14 protein-coding genes and 1 tRNA gene are annotated in these 13,752 nt (G+C 47.9%); 6 read left to right on the plus strand and 9 right to left on the minus strand.

Annotation, left to right across the window (positions count from 1 at the left end):
• Nucleotides 1-56 precede the first annotated feature (56 nt).
• The 5 genes from HMPREF2700_RS05935 to ccoG all read right to left on the minus strand — a co-directional run bounded on the left by HMPREF2700_RS05935 (nt 57) and on the right by ccoG (nt 3,518).
• A tRNA-Gly gene (locus HMPREF2700_RS05935) sits at nt 57-132 on the minus strand.
• Between the two features lie 94 nt (nt 133-226).
• On the minus strand, nt 227-787 hold the full coding sequence (gene pgsA, locus HMPREF2700_RS05940; protein ID WP_036472256.1) for a CDP-diacylglycerol--glycerol-3-phosphate 3-phosphatidyltransferase: 561 nt from the start codon (nt 785-787) through the stop codon (nt 227-229).
• Between the two features lie 44 nt (nt 788-831).
• Entirely contained in the window at nt 832-1,344 is a 513-nt protein-coding gene (locus HMPREF2700_RS05945; RefSeq protein ID WP_283129683.1) for a type IV secretion protein Rhs, read from the minus strand.
• A gap of 117 nt (nt 1,345-1,461) precedes the next feature.
• On the minus strand, nt 1,462-2,028 hold the full coding sequence (locus HMPREF2700_RS05950; protein WP_083303959.1) for a FixH family protein: 567 nt from the start codon (nt 2,026-2,028) through the stop codon (nt 1,462-1,464).
• Between the two features lie 5 nt (nt 2,029-2,033).
• Entirely contained in the window at nt 2,034-3,518 is a 1,485-nt protein-coding gene (ccoG, locus tag HMPREF2700_RS05955) for a cytochrome c oxidase accessory protein CcoG (protein ID WP_070590947.1), read from the minus strand.
• A 449-nt stretch (nt 3,519-3,967) separates the two neighbouring features.
• Here ccoG and tkt point away from each other — a divergent pair, with 449 nt between their 5' ends.
• Nucleotides 3,968-5,947 carry a transketolase gene (gene tkt, locus HMPREF2700_RS05960; RefSeq protein WP_070590948.1) on the plus strand — a complete coding sequence of 660 codons (1,980 nt, stop codon included), beginning with the start codon at nt 3,968-3,970 and terminating at the stop codon, nt 5,945-5,947.
• Nucleotides 5,948-6,212: 265 nt separating this feature from the next.
• Here the strand turns inward: tkt and HMPREF2700_RS05965 are convergent, their stop codons facing one another.
• Together HMPREF2700_RS05965 and HMPREF2700_RS05970 are read right to left on the minus strand one after the other, a co-directional pair.
• Nucleotides 6,213-7,634, minus strand: coding sequence for a surface lipoprotein assembly modifier (locus tag HMPREF2700_RS05965; RefSeq protein WP_070590950.1), 1,422 nt, complete (start codon nt 7,632-7,634; stop codon nt 6,213-6,215).
• Nucleotides 7,635-7,755: 121 nt separating this feature from the next.
• Nucleotides 7,756-8,745 carry a factor H binding protein domain-containing protein gene (locus tag HMPREF2700_RS05970; RefSeq protein ID WP_070590952.1) on the minus strand — a complete coding sequence of 330 codons (990 nt, stop codon included), beginning with the start codon at nt 8,743-8,745 and terminating at the stop codon, nt 7,756-7,758.
• Nucleotides 8,746-8,889: 144 nt separating this feature from the next.
• Here HMPREF2700_RS05970 and HMPREF2700_RS05975 point away from each other — a divergent pair, with 144 nt between their 5' ends.
• The gene (locus HMPREF2700_RS05975) at nt 8,890-9,255 is read left to right on the plus strand and encodes a transcriptional regulator (RefSeq protein ID WP_016687458.1); all 366 of its coding nucleotides are present in this window, start codon (nt 8,890-8,892) and stop codon (nt 9,253-9,255) included.
• Nucleotides 9,256-9,322: 67 nt separating this feature from the next.
• Here the strand turns inward: HMPREF2700_RS05975 and clpA are convergent, their stop codons facing one another.
• Both clpA and clpS read right to left on the minus strand, forming a co-directional pair.
• A complete protein-coding gene (gene clpA / locus HMPREF2700_RS05980) occupies nt 9,323-11,602 on the minus strand; it encodes an ATP-dependent Clp protease ATP-binding subunit ClpA (RefSeq protein WP_070590953.1) in 2,280 nt (759 codons plus the stop codon).
• A 3-nt stretch (nt 11,603-11,605) separates the two neighbouring features.
• On the minus strand, nt 11,606-11,917 hold the full coding sequence (clpS, locus tag HMPREF2700_RS05985; protein ID WP_003679561.1) for an ATP-dependent Clp protease adapter ClpS: 312 nt from the start codon (nt 11,915-11,917) through the stop codon (nt 11,606-11,608).
• A gap of 257 nt (nt 11,918-12,174) precedes the next feature.
• Between clpS and HMPREF2700_RS05990 the strand changes: the two genes are divergently transcribed.
• The 4 genes from HMPREF2700_RS05990 (at nt 12,175) to HMPREF2700_RS06005 (ending at nt 13,712) form a co-directional block, all read left to right on the plus strand.
• Nucleotides 12,175-12,378, plus strand: coding sequence for a cold-shock protein (locus tag HMPREF2700_RS05990; RefSeq protein WP_002217533.1), 204 nt, complete (start codon nt 12,175-12,177; stop codon nt 12,376-12,378).
• Between the two features lie 75 nt (nt 12,379-12,453).
• Nucleotides 12,454-12,669, plus strand: coding sequence for a branched-chain amino acid ABC transporter (locus HMPREF2700_RS05995; RefSeq protein ID WP_070590956.1), 216 nt, complete (start codon nt 12,454-12,456; stop codon nt 12,667-12,669).
• 84 nt (nt 12,670-12,753) lie between these two features.
• Entirely contained in the window at nt 12,754-13,200 is a 447-nt protein-coding gene (gene smpB / locus HMPREF2700_RS06000) for an SsrA-binding protein SmpB (RefSeq protein WP_003679566.1), read from the plus strand.
• A 71-nt stretch (nt 13,201-13,271) separates the two neighbouring features.
• Nucleotides 13,272-13,712, plus strand: coding sequence for a hypothetical protein (locus HMPREF2700_RS06005; RefSeq protein WP_003682952.1), 441 nt, complete (start codon nt 13,272-13,274; stop codon nt 13,710-13,712).
• Nucleotides 13,713-13,752 lie beyond the last annotated feature (40 nt).

Here is a 13,752-nt window from a genome sequence, read left to right on the forward strand (position 1 = left end):
AGGTTGCGCTCTACCAACTGAGCTATTCCCGCATTTGAGTGCATCTGAAATTAAACTGGAGCGGGAAACGAGTCTCGAACTCGCGACCTCAACCTTGGCAAGGTTGCGCTCTACCAACTGAGCTATTCCCGCTCTGATATTTGTTGCTTCGTATATCGAAGAAGACGCAATTATTATGGATTTAATCGTGTGAGTCAAGTGTTTTGTTTTTATTTTTTTAAAAATTTTATTTGAATTCTTTCCACGCCATTTTCAGATAGTAGCACATGGACCAGATGGTCAATACGGATGCTATAAACATCAATATGTTACCAATGAGATAGAAAGGGTCGTTATATTTGTCTGTGCCGATAAGCAAAAGGAAGATGGCGATCATTTGGGCAGTGGTTTTGAATTTGCCAATAGTGGCCACTGCAACACTGCCGCGTTTGCCCATTTGTGCCATCCATTCGCGCAGGGCAGAAATGGTGATTTCTCGGCCGATAATAATCATGGCGAAGATGGCGTATGTTCTGCCAAGGCTGACGAGCAGGAGTAGGGCAACGGCAACCATGAGTTTGTCGGCAACGGGGTCGAGGAATGCGCCAAAGTCGGAGGTTTGTTTCCAACGGCGGGCTAAAAAGCCGTCGAACCAGTCTGTAACAGCTGCAAGTGCAAAGATGATGGCGGCTGTCCAGTTGACGGTTTGTGGTTGAATCCATGTGTTCGGTAAATAGAATAGGATGGTGAACACGGGGATTAATAGGACGCGCATCCAGGTAAGTAAAATAGGTATGTTCCAAGGCATGGTTTGGGACCTTTTGGACGATGTGTCGGATTGTCCATTATAGCTTATTTGCTCACTGGGCTTTTTAGAGTGTTGTTTTTTGCTGACAAGTAACGTGGGCATAGGGCTTTGTTATGCGGGTTGTGAAGAAAGTCTGTTAAGGCCGTCTGAAAAATAGGTTGTTGAGGGGTGTAAATATTTTTGGGCAGGTAAGTGGCTGCAAAATAGTGGGCAACGAGGTCGGCTTGCTGCTCGATATTGAGTTGGTTGAAGTGAGGCAAAGGCATGGGATAGGCGTAAGCTTTGCGTTTCCTATATCCGCCTTTGAGCATAATGAATAAGCCGGATAACCAAACTTTGTGACCGCGCTGGTGTTGCCAGACATGCGTCAGTTCATGAATCAGCCAGATTTTGTAGGCTATGCCGGCTTGAGTGAAGTCATCAGGGCAGTGTTTGCGCGGGAAATATATATTTCCATTTGGGGCGATAGCGGTATTGGGGTTGGGCAGTAAGGGGATGCCGCGATATATTTTAATGCGGTTGAAGTCTATGCTGTCGGCAAAAACCTGTTTTGCCATACGGACTTCGTTTTCGGTTAGTCTGCGCCAATTGGAAAAAATCATATTTTAAAGAAGAATATAGGATATAAAGATTTTCAGGCCGTCTGAAAGGTTTCAGACGGCCTGACATGGGATTTATTGTTCTTCTGAAGCGGCTTGTTTGCCGTTGTCGAACAATTTGTCCATAGGCGTCAGATTGACTGCGTTGCCTTGGCTGACTATCCATTTGTTTTCAACACGCCACACGCCTGAGGTATCTTCAACTCGCAAGTACCAATGGTTGGTTTGGCGTAAAGGCTTAAAGACGGCTTCGTATTCCATACGGCCGTTTTGCGGTTCGGCAGTTACGGCGCGTAGCTTGACGGCTTGGTCGTCAGCTTTGCGTGTCGGGTGCATCAGCAGCAGGTTTAATGGCTGTTTGGGATCGAATTGTCCGCTGACGAATACTTTGGCTGCATTCATGTCCGGACTGATTAAAACCTGCACCTGAATCTGCCGTTTAACGGCTTCTTCGTCGCGGTGAAGCTGGATTTCGATGTGTTTGCCGTCTTTATAGTAATCGTCGGAAACCAAGTCTGTCGTATGTTCTTTTGCGACGAAGAACATGGAAACGCTGGCGATAACGACAAAGATGGGACCTGCCATCAGCACCCAAGGCCAAATGTGTTTATACCAAGGCTTAGTGGAATTGGGTTGGGACACCGTTGTTATTCTCCAATAAAGGTTGCTTTTTCATTCAGGACAGTCGGTTTGGCATCAGCGTCATCGGTTTCACGATATGTGAAGGTAAATTCAATCGGCTGGCTGCCTTTTTCGGCGTACTCAGGGAGGGTGGATACTTGAACCGGAATGGTTACGGTTTCGCGTGGCGCAATTTTAATACCGTTTTCTGGCAAGCCGGTCAAGGCGATATCATCAAAACCTTTGACTGTTGCAGTAACAGTCTGTTCATGTTCACTCTTATTAATGATGCGCAGGTTGTAGGCATTTTCCAACCAGCCTTGGCTGTTTTCACGCACCATCACGCCGCGGTCTTTCAGAATATCCACTTCGACCATTTTACGGGTAGAAATGCCGGTTAAGAAAGCAATAATAACCACAAACAATACTGCACCATAACCTGCGACACGAGGGCGTTTCAGGCGTTTTTTGATGTCGCTTTCAGGGTATTCATGCTCCATTGCGCCTTCGGTGGTGTAACGGATCAGGCCACGCGGATAACCCATTTTGTCCATGATTTCGTCACAAGCATCGATACAGGCTGCACAACCGATACATTGGTATTGCAGGCCGTCGCGGATGTCGATACCGACGGGGCAGACTTGTACGCACATGGTGCAGTTGATACAGTCGCCCAAGCCGCTGTCTTCTTTGTTGGCGGTTTTTTTGCGTGCACCGCGAGGTTCGCCGCGTTCGGTATCGTAGGAAATAATCAGCGTGTCTTTGTCAAACATCGCACTTTGGAAGCGTGCATACGGGCACATATGCAGACACACTTTTTCGCGCATAATGTGGGCAAAGAAGAAGGTCATGAATCCGTAAAACGCTGCGGCAAACATTGCGCCGCCGCCTGCTGCTCCGGTGAATAAATCGGGAACAAACTGGCGGATAGGGACAAACCAGCCTGCAAAAGTGATACCTGTCCACGCACAGACAAGGAAAATCAGTAGGTATTTGGTGACTTTAATGCGGATTTTAGTAAAGTTCCAAGGCGATTTTTCCAGTTTTAAACGTTTGTTGCGATCGCCTTCAACCAAGTTGTCGATCCAGAGCATGATTTCGGTGTAAACCGTTTGCGGGCAAGAGTAGCCGCACCACAAACGACCGGCAATGGTTGTCCACCAAAACAGTCCGAAAGCACAAATCATCAGCAGCAGGGCAAGGTAAATCAAATCGCCCATACCCAGTGACAGGCCGAAAATGAAAAAATGACGGTCAGGGATATTGAATAAAACTGCCTGACGGTTACTCCAGTTAAACCATGGAATTACGTAAAATACAAACTGGGTCGCCAATACGGCGGCGATACGCAGTTTGGCAAAGCGTCCTTCTGCTTTTTTCGGATGGATGCGTTCGCCTTCGGGATGGATTTGAATTACGCTGGATTTGGGTTTGGAAGGTTTGGGCGGAGTGGCTTTTGCCGTTTTTTCTGTTGAGGGTGTGGTGTTTTCAGCTTGGTTTTCGGGTGACATAATCAGTGTTCCTTAATCGAAGTGCACACAAGCCTTTTGTCATGGTAGTAGTTTGATGTGAGTATTTTCAGACGGCCTTGGGCGTGCATATAAAATCATAACATTTGGCTCTATGCAAAGCAAAAGCAGGGCTTATCCTTAACAATAGTTGCGGTACTCCTGCCTCATACAAGGCCGTCTGAAAAGAGCAGTATTCAAAGACTTACGGAATAAGCGCAGGTTTATACTTATAGTGATTTCCTATTTATCCGATAAAAAATTTACAACATACTGTTTCAAAACGAAATAACAGTTAATATCATCTATCCTGTCCGTTTCAGACGGCTTATTGGAAATCATGCCGTCTGACAATGCAAATATAAAAGGCTATTCTTGAAAGCACGGCTGATTCAGGCGATAATCGACACACTTTTTTCAAATTCCCAATCTTGTCCAAGGAAGGTCAAACCATGTCTCAACTGGCAAACGCAATCCGTTTCCTCTCAGTCGATGCCGTACAGAAAGCCAACTCCGGCCACCCGGGTGCGCCTATGGGTATGGCGGAAATGGCGGAAGTATTGTGGACGAAGTTCCTCAATCATAATCCGGCCAACCCGAAATTCTACAACCGCGACCGTTTTGTCCTCTCCAATGGTCATGCTTCCATGATTCTTTACAGCCTGTTGCACCTGACCGGCTACAACGTTTCTATTGATGATCTGAAAAACTTCCGCCAACTGCACAGTAAAACCCCCGGTCATCCCGAATACGGCTACACCGACGGCGTGGAAACCACGACCGGCCCGTTGGGACAAGGTATTGCCAACGCTGTGGGCATGGCTTTGGCTGAAAAAATCTTGGCTGCCGAATTCAATAAAGACGGTTTGAACATCGTTGACCACCACACCTACGTCTTCATGGGAGACGGCTGCATGATGGAAGGCGTATCGCATGAAGCCTGCTCGCTTGCCGGTACTTTGGGCTTGGGCAAATTGATTGTTTTATATGATGACAACAATATTTCCATTGACGGTAAAGTGGACGGCTGGTTTACCGAAAATATTCCGCAACGTTTTGAAAGCTACGGCTGGCATGTGATTCCAAATGTAAACGGTCATGACACTGATGCCATTCAGACGGCCATTGAAGCGGCCAAAGCCGAAACCGGCAAACCTTCCCTGATTTGCTGCAAAACCTTAATCGGTAAAGGCAGTGCCAACAAAGAAGGCAGCCATAAAACCCACGGTGCGCCTTTGGGTGCGGACGAGATCGAAGCCACGCGCAAACATTTGGGTTGGGCTTATCCTGCGTTTGAAATCCCTCAAGAAATCTATGCTGCATGGGATGCAAAAGAAAAAGGCGCGAAACTTGAGGCCGAATGGAACGAACTCTTCGCTCAATATCAAGCCAAATATCCTGCCGAAGCCGCAGAATTTGTGCGCCGCATGGATAAAAAACTGCCTGAAAACTTCGACGCTTACGTTCAAGCCGCATTGAAAGAAGTGTGTGCCAAAGCAGAAACCATCGCTACCCGTAAAGCCAGCCAAAACAGCATCGAAATCTTGGCAAAAGAGCTACCTGAATTGGTGGGCGGTTCTGCTGACTTGACCCCGTCTAACTTGACTGACTGGTCAAACAGCGTTTCCGTTACCCGCGAACACGGCGGCAACTATATTCACTACGGCGTACGCGAGTTCGGTATGGGCGCGATCATGAACGGCCTTACGCTGCATGGCGGTGTGAAACCATTCGGCGCGACTTTCCTGATGTTCAGTGAATACGAGCGTAACGCCCTGCGCATGGCGGCACTGATGAAAATCAACCCCGTCTTCGTCTTCACCCACGATTCCATCGGTTTGGGCGAAGACGGTCCGACCCACCAACCTATCGAACAAACTGCCACTCTGCGCCTGATTCCAAATATGGATGTATGGCGTCCATGTGATACCGTTGAATCTTTGGTAGCGTGGTCTGAAGCCGTTAAAGCGGCCGATCATCCGTCTAGCCTGATTTTCAGCCGTCAAAACCTGAAATTCCAAGCGCGTGATGAGCAACAGCTGAACGATATCAAACGCGGTGCTTACGTGATCAGTGAAGCTAAAGGCAATGCGCAAGCTGTTGTAATCGCAACCGGTTCTGAAGTTGAATTGGCTCTGGAAGCGCAAAAAGTATTGGCAGAACAAGGTATTGCCGTACGCGTCGTTTCCATGCCGTCTACCAATGTATTCGACCGCCAAGATGCCGCCTATAAAGCCGCCGTTCTGCCGGAAAGCTTGCCACGCGTCGCCGTAGAAGCAGGACATGCCGACGGTTGGTATAAATACGTCGGTTTGAACGGTGCTGTGGTCGGTATCAACCGCTTCGGCGAGTCTGCACCTGCTGACTTACTGTTCAAAGAATTCGGCTTTACCGTAGACAATGTGGTTGCCACTGTTAAATCTGTTTTGTAAATCAGATTTTTGATTGAGATAAAAAGGCCGTCTGAAATTTCAGACGGCCTTTTTTCTAGGTCGTATCGTTTGGATTTGCGAATACGGTGAGTTGTAATTCAAATAGAAATGCTTTAATTAGCATCATTTCCAAGTATGTGGGGAATTGCTTTTAATTTAGTAACTATTTTTCAAATGTATGTTTCTTAGAATTTCAGACGGCCTCCCACCTGTATAGGAAAAAAGGTTGATTGAAACGGCATGTTTTGTTCCCATCCCTGTTACATTAAAACTGTTTCTCCACACTGATGAATGTCTGCATATTCTTGCGGGAATAGAAGCCGCTCATATTGCTGTCGATTTTTAGATAACGGAAATTCAAATGCGGTACCAAGCCTTTCCATGCAATTTTGTTGTGCCAAATAGAGGCATTTGCCTGATATTCATGGTCTTTTCGGGTCAAGCGGTACACCAGGCTACCCGGTGCATCAAAGGTACGGCGGGCGTAGCGCAGGTTGGTGCGGATGCCGAATCCGTTCTCAAACGCTTTCGCCGCGCCGAAGCGTATGCCCTTGCGCACGGATGCCTGCTCCTCTTCTTTGGTCATGTCGTGCGACCAGTCCGCGCCTCCATAAATCAGCCAGTTTTTTGGTGCAGAGTACGCCAGCGTTGCGCCCGCCAGCGGCATATGGCTGTTGTAACGCGCTGCCGAATCGCTGTTTCGATAGTATTTCTTGATATAGCCTGCATTGAGAGAGATCTGCCATTTTTCGCTCAAACGACGTGAGAAATCGGTATTGATACCGGTTTCGCGATTATAGCGTTTGTCGCCCAGCCAGTTTTGCTCGACAAACGGCACAACCCCGAAAGATTGCACCGCCGAACGGTTTTTATAGCCTGCCGCCAAGTGCAGGCTTTGCTCGTTAAAATCCTGATTGTCCCAATAATGCACGCCGTCGCCGTTCAGACTGCCGTAAACAAAATGATGCCCGCCCATGTTGATTTCGCGCGCTACGCCTGCGCCGTAGCGGATACCGTGCGCCTTTTGAGGCAGGCTGTCAGCAGTTTTATGCCAGCGTCTGCCATTCCATTCTATAACACGCTCGGATGAAGCATTGTTTACATTATCAGTTTGCTCGTATTGCAGTGAAACGTCAGGCTGCCAGCTTTGCGCCGATTCAATGGAAGCAAGATAGCGGTCGGCAAGTTGCTGCATGGGCGGCTGCAAATCCGGTTTTGCTCGTTTCAATTCAGCTTTTGCCTCATGGTACTGTTTGTTTTCAAACATCATTACGCCCAAATCGAAACGCGGATACGCCAAATCGGGATGTTTTGCCAAAATGCCGCGATAGAGCGATACAGCCTCGCCATGCCGCAATTGACTGCGCCGCAAGGCGCCTAAAGCATAATCGTATAAAACGGCATCCCGGTCGGGCGCGGCTTTATATTGCGCCAACAAACCTTCCAGCGTCTTCCAGTCCCGTCCGATTAATGCGCGGTTGATCTGTGCTTCCAATGAGGAATCGGCAGAAAGGTCGTCTGAAAGCCTCTGTTCTGCAGGTTTGTCGTCGGTAAAATCTTTTGAAGGTGTTTCGCTGTTAGGCTGTTTGTCAAAAAATACAGGCGCAGGTACACGGACAACGGGTGTATCGGCAAGGGCGACTGTCGGGAAAGAGAGCATCAGTAAGACGAGATAGTTTTTATTCATTTTATTCAGTGGGATATGGATTGCAGAAGTATCCTGTCATTATACGGATAACACGGTGAAAATGGTCGAAAAGGTCGTCTGAAACGGTTTCAGACGACCTTTTGGTTATATCACATCAATATTAGCGGGAGCCGGCAAAGCCGATTTCACCATTGTTGCGATCATCGACAGTACCGACGATTTCTTCCGCATTCGGACCGAAGAAGCCGAGTCGGTAGTTGCCACGGTTGGAAGAGCCTTCGATGCCGTGTCCCTTAATTGTGGTTCCGTCAGTTTCTTTATTGGTGTAGCTCATTTTTTTAATTTCTGCTTCATTCAGATGAATGTCGCTGTCAAGACCTGTAATTTTGCCGCTGCCTTTTCTGCTGTCGAAGTCAACAGAATAAGCCAATTTTCCTTTCTTATCTCCATCGCTTGCAATACCGGAATAGTCGAATTTCCCCGCAGTAGGCAGGTTTTGGGTGGCATAACCTTTAATCAGGATATTGGTATCGTCATCGTCAGCATCCAGCTTTTCTGATTCACCATTAATTGTTAAGCCGGTGGGTGTAATACCTGCAATCAGAGAATAGTTTTGACGGTAAATATGAGCAACACCGTTTCGGGTAATGGTATGGTTCTGACCTCCTGCCTGTGCAACGACAGTTTCCCGATAGTTTTGGCTGTCTAATGTTTTAAGTGGAATACTGGATAAATTAAAATTATTACCACTGCTGGATTGATTTCCTAAATTTACCTTATAGGATTTGAGAATAACTTCCCCCTTAATTTTCTTCTCCTGTGCAAGTTCCCGGATATCTTTATTGGCGGTATTTTTTATACCTTCGTATGAAACCGAAAAATCAACACGTGGCGGCGGATTATTGATAGCAGTGTTACCGCTATTGGTAGGGTTATTCCCGTTGTTTGCAGCAGTATTGCCATTACTGGCGGGATTATTTTGATTGTTGGCAGCAGCGGCATTGCCGTTATTTGTTTGGTTGCCGTTGGACGGATTGGTCACAGTCGGGTTAGTGTTGGGCAGGGTGCTATTGGGAGAATCACTGCCGCTGCTGCAAGCCGCCAGGCTCAAGGCGATAATAGTTGCTGCACTTATTTTTTGTAAAGACATAGATGCTTCCTTTGTAATGATTGGGTTGATAATTGAAATGCAGGTGTATTATCAACCAGTCATTTGAAAATATCAAGCAAATAATTTACAAAAACAACAGAACTGTTAAATTTTGCAACAGTCGGCTATTCATAATTCTCGATTATGCATACCGAACAAGACAAAATTGATTTCAGCGAACGCTTGAAAACCGCAATCAGGCTGGCGGGTTTGGATAATCTTTCCAACGCCAGCCTTGCCAACCGCTTCAATCTGCGTCATCCCAATCAATCCGTCAGTACGCAGGCTTTCCATCATTGGTTGGTCGGACGTTCGATTCCGACGCCCGATAAAATCGAAACGCTGGCGAAATGGCTGGATACCAGCGGAGAATGGCTGCGGCACGGACGAATGTTGGAAGAAGGTGGGGCAGTTTCCCCGCAGGAGGCGTTGTTGTTGAAATATTTCCGCGCGCTGTCGCCGGAAAAGCAGGAGGCGTTGATTACTTTGCTTCATAAAGCGGAGGATTGAGTTTTAATCACAAAAAGGTCGTCTGAAAACGGAAATCTCGTTTTCAGACGACCTTTTGCCTTACTCATCAAACCGCGGCTGCTTCAGCTTTGGCTTTGTTTTTCTTGAATTTCAAGACGGCTTCTTCTTTTGCCGCATCCCAGTCTATCCGCACGAAGCCGCCGTCGGCAAGTTTGCCGAACAGGAGTTCGTCGGCGAGCGGTTTGCGGATTTTTTCCTGAATCAGGCGGTGCATCGGGCGCGCGCCCATTTGCGGGTCGAAACCTTTTTCCGCCAGATATTTGCGCAATGCCGGCGTGAATTCGGCTTCGACTTTTTTGTCGAGGAGCTGGTGTTCGAGCTGGAGCAGGAATTTGTCCACGACTTTGATGATGATGGGTTCGGACAAGGGCGCAAACGGGATAATCGCGTCCAAGCGGTTGCGGAACTCAGGCGTGAAGAGTTTGTTGATTGCCTGCATTTCGTCACCGCGCTCGCGTTTGGCGGTAAAGCCGAGACTTGGTCGGCTGAGGCTTTCCGCGCCTGCGTTGGTGGTCATGATCAGGATGACGTTGCGGAAGTCGGCACTCTTGCCGTTGTTGTCGGTCAGTTTGCCTGCGTCCATGACTTGCAGGAGGACGTTGAAAATATCCGGGTGGGCTTTTTCGATTTCGTCCAAGAGCAATACGCAATGCGGTTGCTTGTTGACGGCTTCGGTCAAAAGGCCGCCTTGTTCAAAACCGACGTAGCCCGGCGGCGCGCCGATGAGGCGCGATACGGCATGGCGCTCCATGTATTCGGACATATCAAAGCGTTGCAGCGGTACGCCCATCGAGTAGGCAAGCTGTTTGGCGACTTCGGTTTTGCCGACGCCGGTAGGGCCGGAGAAGAGGAAGCTGCCTATCGGTTTGTCGGGTAGGGCAAGGCCGGAACGCGACATTTTGACGGCGGCAACCAACGCATCAATGGCATTTTCCTGACCGTAAACCATGTTTTTCAAATCGCGGCCGAGGAATTGCAACACTTGTTTGTCGTCGTGCGACACGGTTTTTTCGGGAATCCGCGCAACTTTGGCGATGACGGTTTCGATTTGCGCTTTGCCGATGACTTTTTTCTGTTTGGATTTAGGCAGAATCCGTTGCGCCGCACCTGCTTCATCCATCACGTCGATGGCTTTGTCAGGCAGGAAACGTTCGTTGATGTAGCGGGCGGAGAGTTCGGCTGCGGCTTCAAGTGCGCCTTGCGTATAGCGGACTTGGTGGAAATCTTCAAACATCGGTTTCAAGCCGCGAAGGATTTGAACGGTTTCGGAAACGGTGGGTTCAACCACGTCGATTTTTTGGAAACGGCGGCTTAAGGCGTGGTCTTTGTCGAAAATGGTGCGGTATTCGTCGTAAGTGGTCGCACCGATACAGCGCAATGAGCCTTTCGCCAATGCGGGTTTAAGCAGGTTGGACGCGTCCATTGTGCCGCCGCTGGTGCTGCCCGCGCCGATGATGGTGTGGATTTCGTCGATAAACAAAATGGCGTGCGGGATTTTTTCGAGCTGTTTCAAGACGGATTTGACCCGCGCTTCAAAGTCGCCGCGGTATTTCGTGCCCGCCAAAAGCGAACCCATATCCAGTGCATACACTTCGGCTTCTTTCAGCGCGTCGGGAATGTCGCCGTTGACGATTTGGTGTGCCAAACCTTCCGCCAGCGCGGTTTTGCCCACGCCAGCTTCGCCGACCAAAAGCGGATTGTTTTTGCGGCGGCGGCACAGGATTTGCACCAGACGTTCCATTTCGTGTTTGCGACCAATCAAAGGGTCGATACGGCCGGCTTTGACTTCGGCGTTGAGGTTGACGGTGTAGTCGGAAAGGGAGCCGGTTTTTTGTTCCGCTTCTTCGCCCTCGCGTCCCAGGCCGTCTGAATCATTGCCGTCCTCGTCATCGGGTGAGCCATGGGCAATGCAACGTAAGACTTCAAAGCGTGTAATGGATTGCAATTTGAGGAAATAAACGGCATGGCTTTCGGATTCGCTCATCATGGCAACCAAAATATCCAAAGGCTCTACTGCGGCTTTGCCGGCAGACTGGGTATGCACCATCGCCCGTTGGATGACGCGTTGGAAGCCCAATGTCGGCTGGGTTTCGACCGTATCCAGAAGATGATCGGGAATTTGCGGCGTATTTTCTGCAACGCTGGCCGCAAGCTGCTCGGACAGGACTTTTAAATCCGCACCACACAGTTTCAAGACATTCGGCACAGCCGCATCTTCTTCTATCAGCACCAAAAGCAGGTGTTCCAAGCTGATAAACTCATAACGGGCGTTGCGTGCTTCACGGTAGAGCAGTTGCAGGATGTGTTCCAATTCGGGTGAAAGCATGATTTAAACCTCTTCGACTATACATTTGAGCGGATGCCCTTCAGCTTTGGCACGTTCCATGACCTGATGTTGCTTGGTCTGCGCAATATCGCGCGTGTAGGTGCCGCACAGACCTTTGCCTTCGTGGTGCACCAGCAGCATAACGGCGACTGCCTGTTCTTGTGCAAGCATAAAGACTTCGGTCAGGATTTCGACGACAAATTCCATGGTGGTGTAATCATCGTTCAATAAAAATACGCCGTAACGTTTCGGCGGCTGTGTGTTGATATCGCTGAGCAGGGTATCGGATTGGTGGTCGGTATTCGGATGGTTCATAATCTTAGGTTTCAGTTTTCAGACGGCCTGTTTTAGAGTGTAAACCGTTTTCTGTTGTATTTCGGCAATTTTTTTCTATTTTCCCACTTTTTTGAAAACATAGCTTGACGTTTTGTCTTAACAAATGTAAAAAGACGGTTAAGCAGAAGTTGGCATTCGACCGCGTATGTAATACGTGGGAGAAACGCTGAACGTTTTAGTTTGCTGTATGCCTTGTTTTGCTGATTTTGTTAATTTTTAAGTATAGGAAGTTTCTAATGGCAACCGGTATCGTAAAATGGTTTAACGACGCTAAAGGTTTTGGTTTCATCACTCCTGATGAAGGTGGTGAAGATTTGTTCGCTCACTTCTCAGCGATCAATATGGAAGGTTTCAAAACCCTGAAAGAAGGCCAACGCGTGTCTTTCGACGTAACCACCGGCCCTAAAGGCAAACAAGCTGCTAACATTCAAGCTGCTTAATCAAATGCGCGGCGTAAGCCGTAAAATCATGGCGGGGTTTCCCGCCATTTTTTATGGGCGTTCGGGTTAAAAATTATGAGTCAAAATTCATCTTATCAAAATGCTTTAAAGCAGCTAGACGAGCTTATCCGTCATTTTCGCAGCGAAGGCGAAGTCAGCTGCGCCGTTGCCGAGCGTGAAGACCAAATCTTGATCCACCTTGCCGATTTGAAACTGGATTTACGCCCTGAAGATGAAAAAGCCATTGCCGATATAGACCGCTTTTACCGCCGCCATGTTTTAAGCGAATAAACGTTTCAAAACCGTTTGCCGTTTTATTTTTTAAGCATGCCTGATAAAATAGGCCGTCTGAAAAGTTTGTAAAGAATCAGCACAATGAGTATTGCCAATAATAAAAAAGCCTTTCACGATTTCTTTATCGAAGACCAAATCGAAGCCGGTATAGTATTGGAGGGATGGGAAGTCAAAGCCATCCGCGCTGCACGCGTGCAATTAAAAGAAAGCTATATCTACTGGAAAAAAGACGCATTCTATTTGGTGGGCTGCCACATTACCGCATTGCCCACTGCCTCGACACACGTCAAACCCGACCCTGTCCGTCCGCGTAAGTTGTTGTTGAAACAGTCGGAAATCAACAAGTTAATCGGTAAAACCGAACGCGCCGGTTATACGATTGTGCCCTTAAACCTGCATTACACCCGCGGTAGAATCAAAGTAGAAATCGGGTTAGCCAAGGGTAAAAAACAGCACGACAAACGCCAAAGCCTGAAAGAAGCGGATTGGAAACGTGAGAAACAGCGTTTGATGAAAAACGTACGTTGATTTTTTCAGACGGCCTTTGCATAAAGGCCATCTGAATATTTATTGTTTGAAAATTTTAAAAAGGAAAACAGATGAAAACCATGATTTTAGCGGCGGCTTCAGCTGTATTGTTGCTGGGCGCGTGTTCCACTACGGAACAAAGAGTATTGAAACCTGAAGAGCTGACCAGCATCAAACATGTCTGCATCATTCAAAATGCAAAAGTAAGACCGCATGATTTGGATCGTGCTTTGTCTAAGGCTTTGGCAAAACGCGGCATTGGCAGCACTATTGTGACAGCGGATAACCGTGGCAAACTGTATGATTCTTCTTGCCCATATAACCTGCGTTACAAAACCAAAGGCAATAACGAAATCTTGCGTAAAGGCGTATTTGTGTTGAGAAGCACCAAGTATGCGGTTTCAACTGTCAGCTACTCTTTAAATGATGAGAACCACTTCCGAACCAACCCTGATTTGGTGAAACAGGCTGAAGGCGTTGTGGCCAAATTGTTGGAAAAAAACAGCAAATAAAAGCCAGAGACCTTTGCAAAATTCCTTTTCCCCCGACAGC

Origin of the sequence: Neisseria sp. HMSC068C04 (genome assembly GCF_001810105.1) — a bacterium.
Lineage (GTDB): Bacteria > Pseudomonadota > Gammaproteobacteria > Burkholderiales > Neisseriaceae > Neisseria > Neisseria flavescens_B.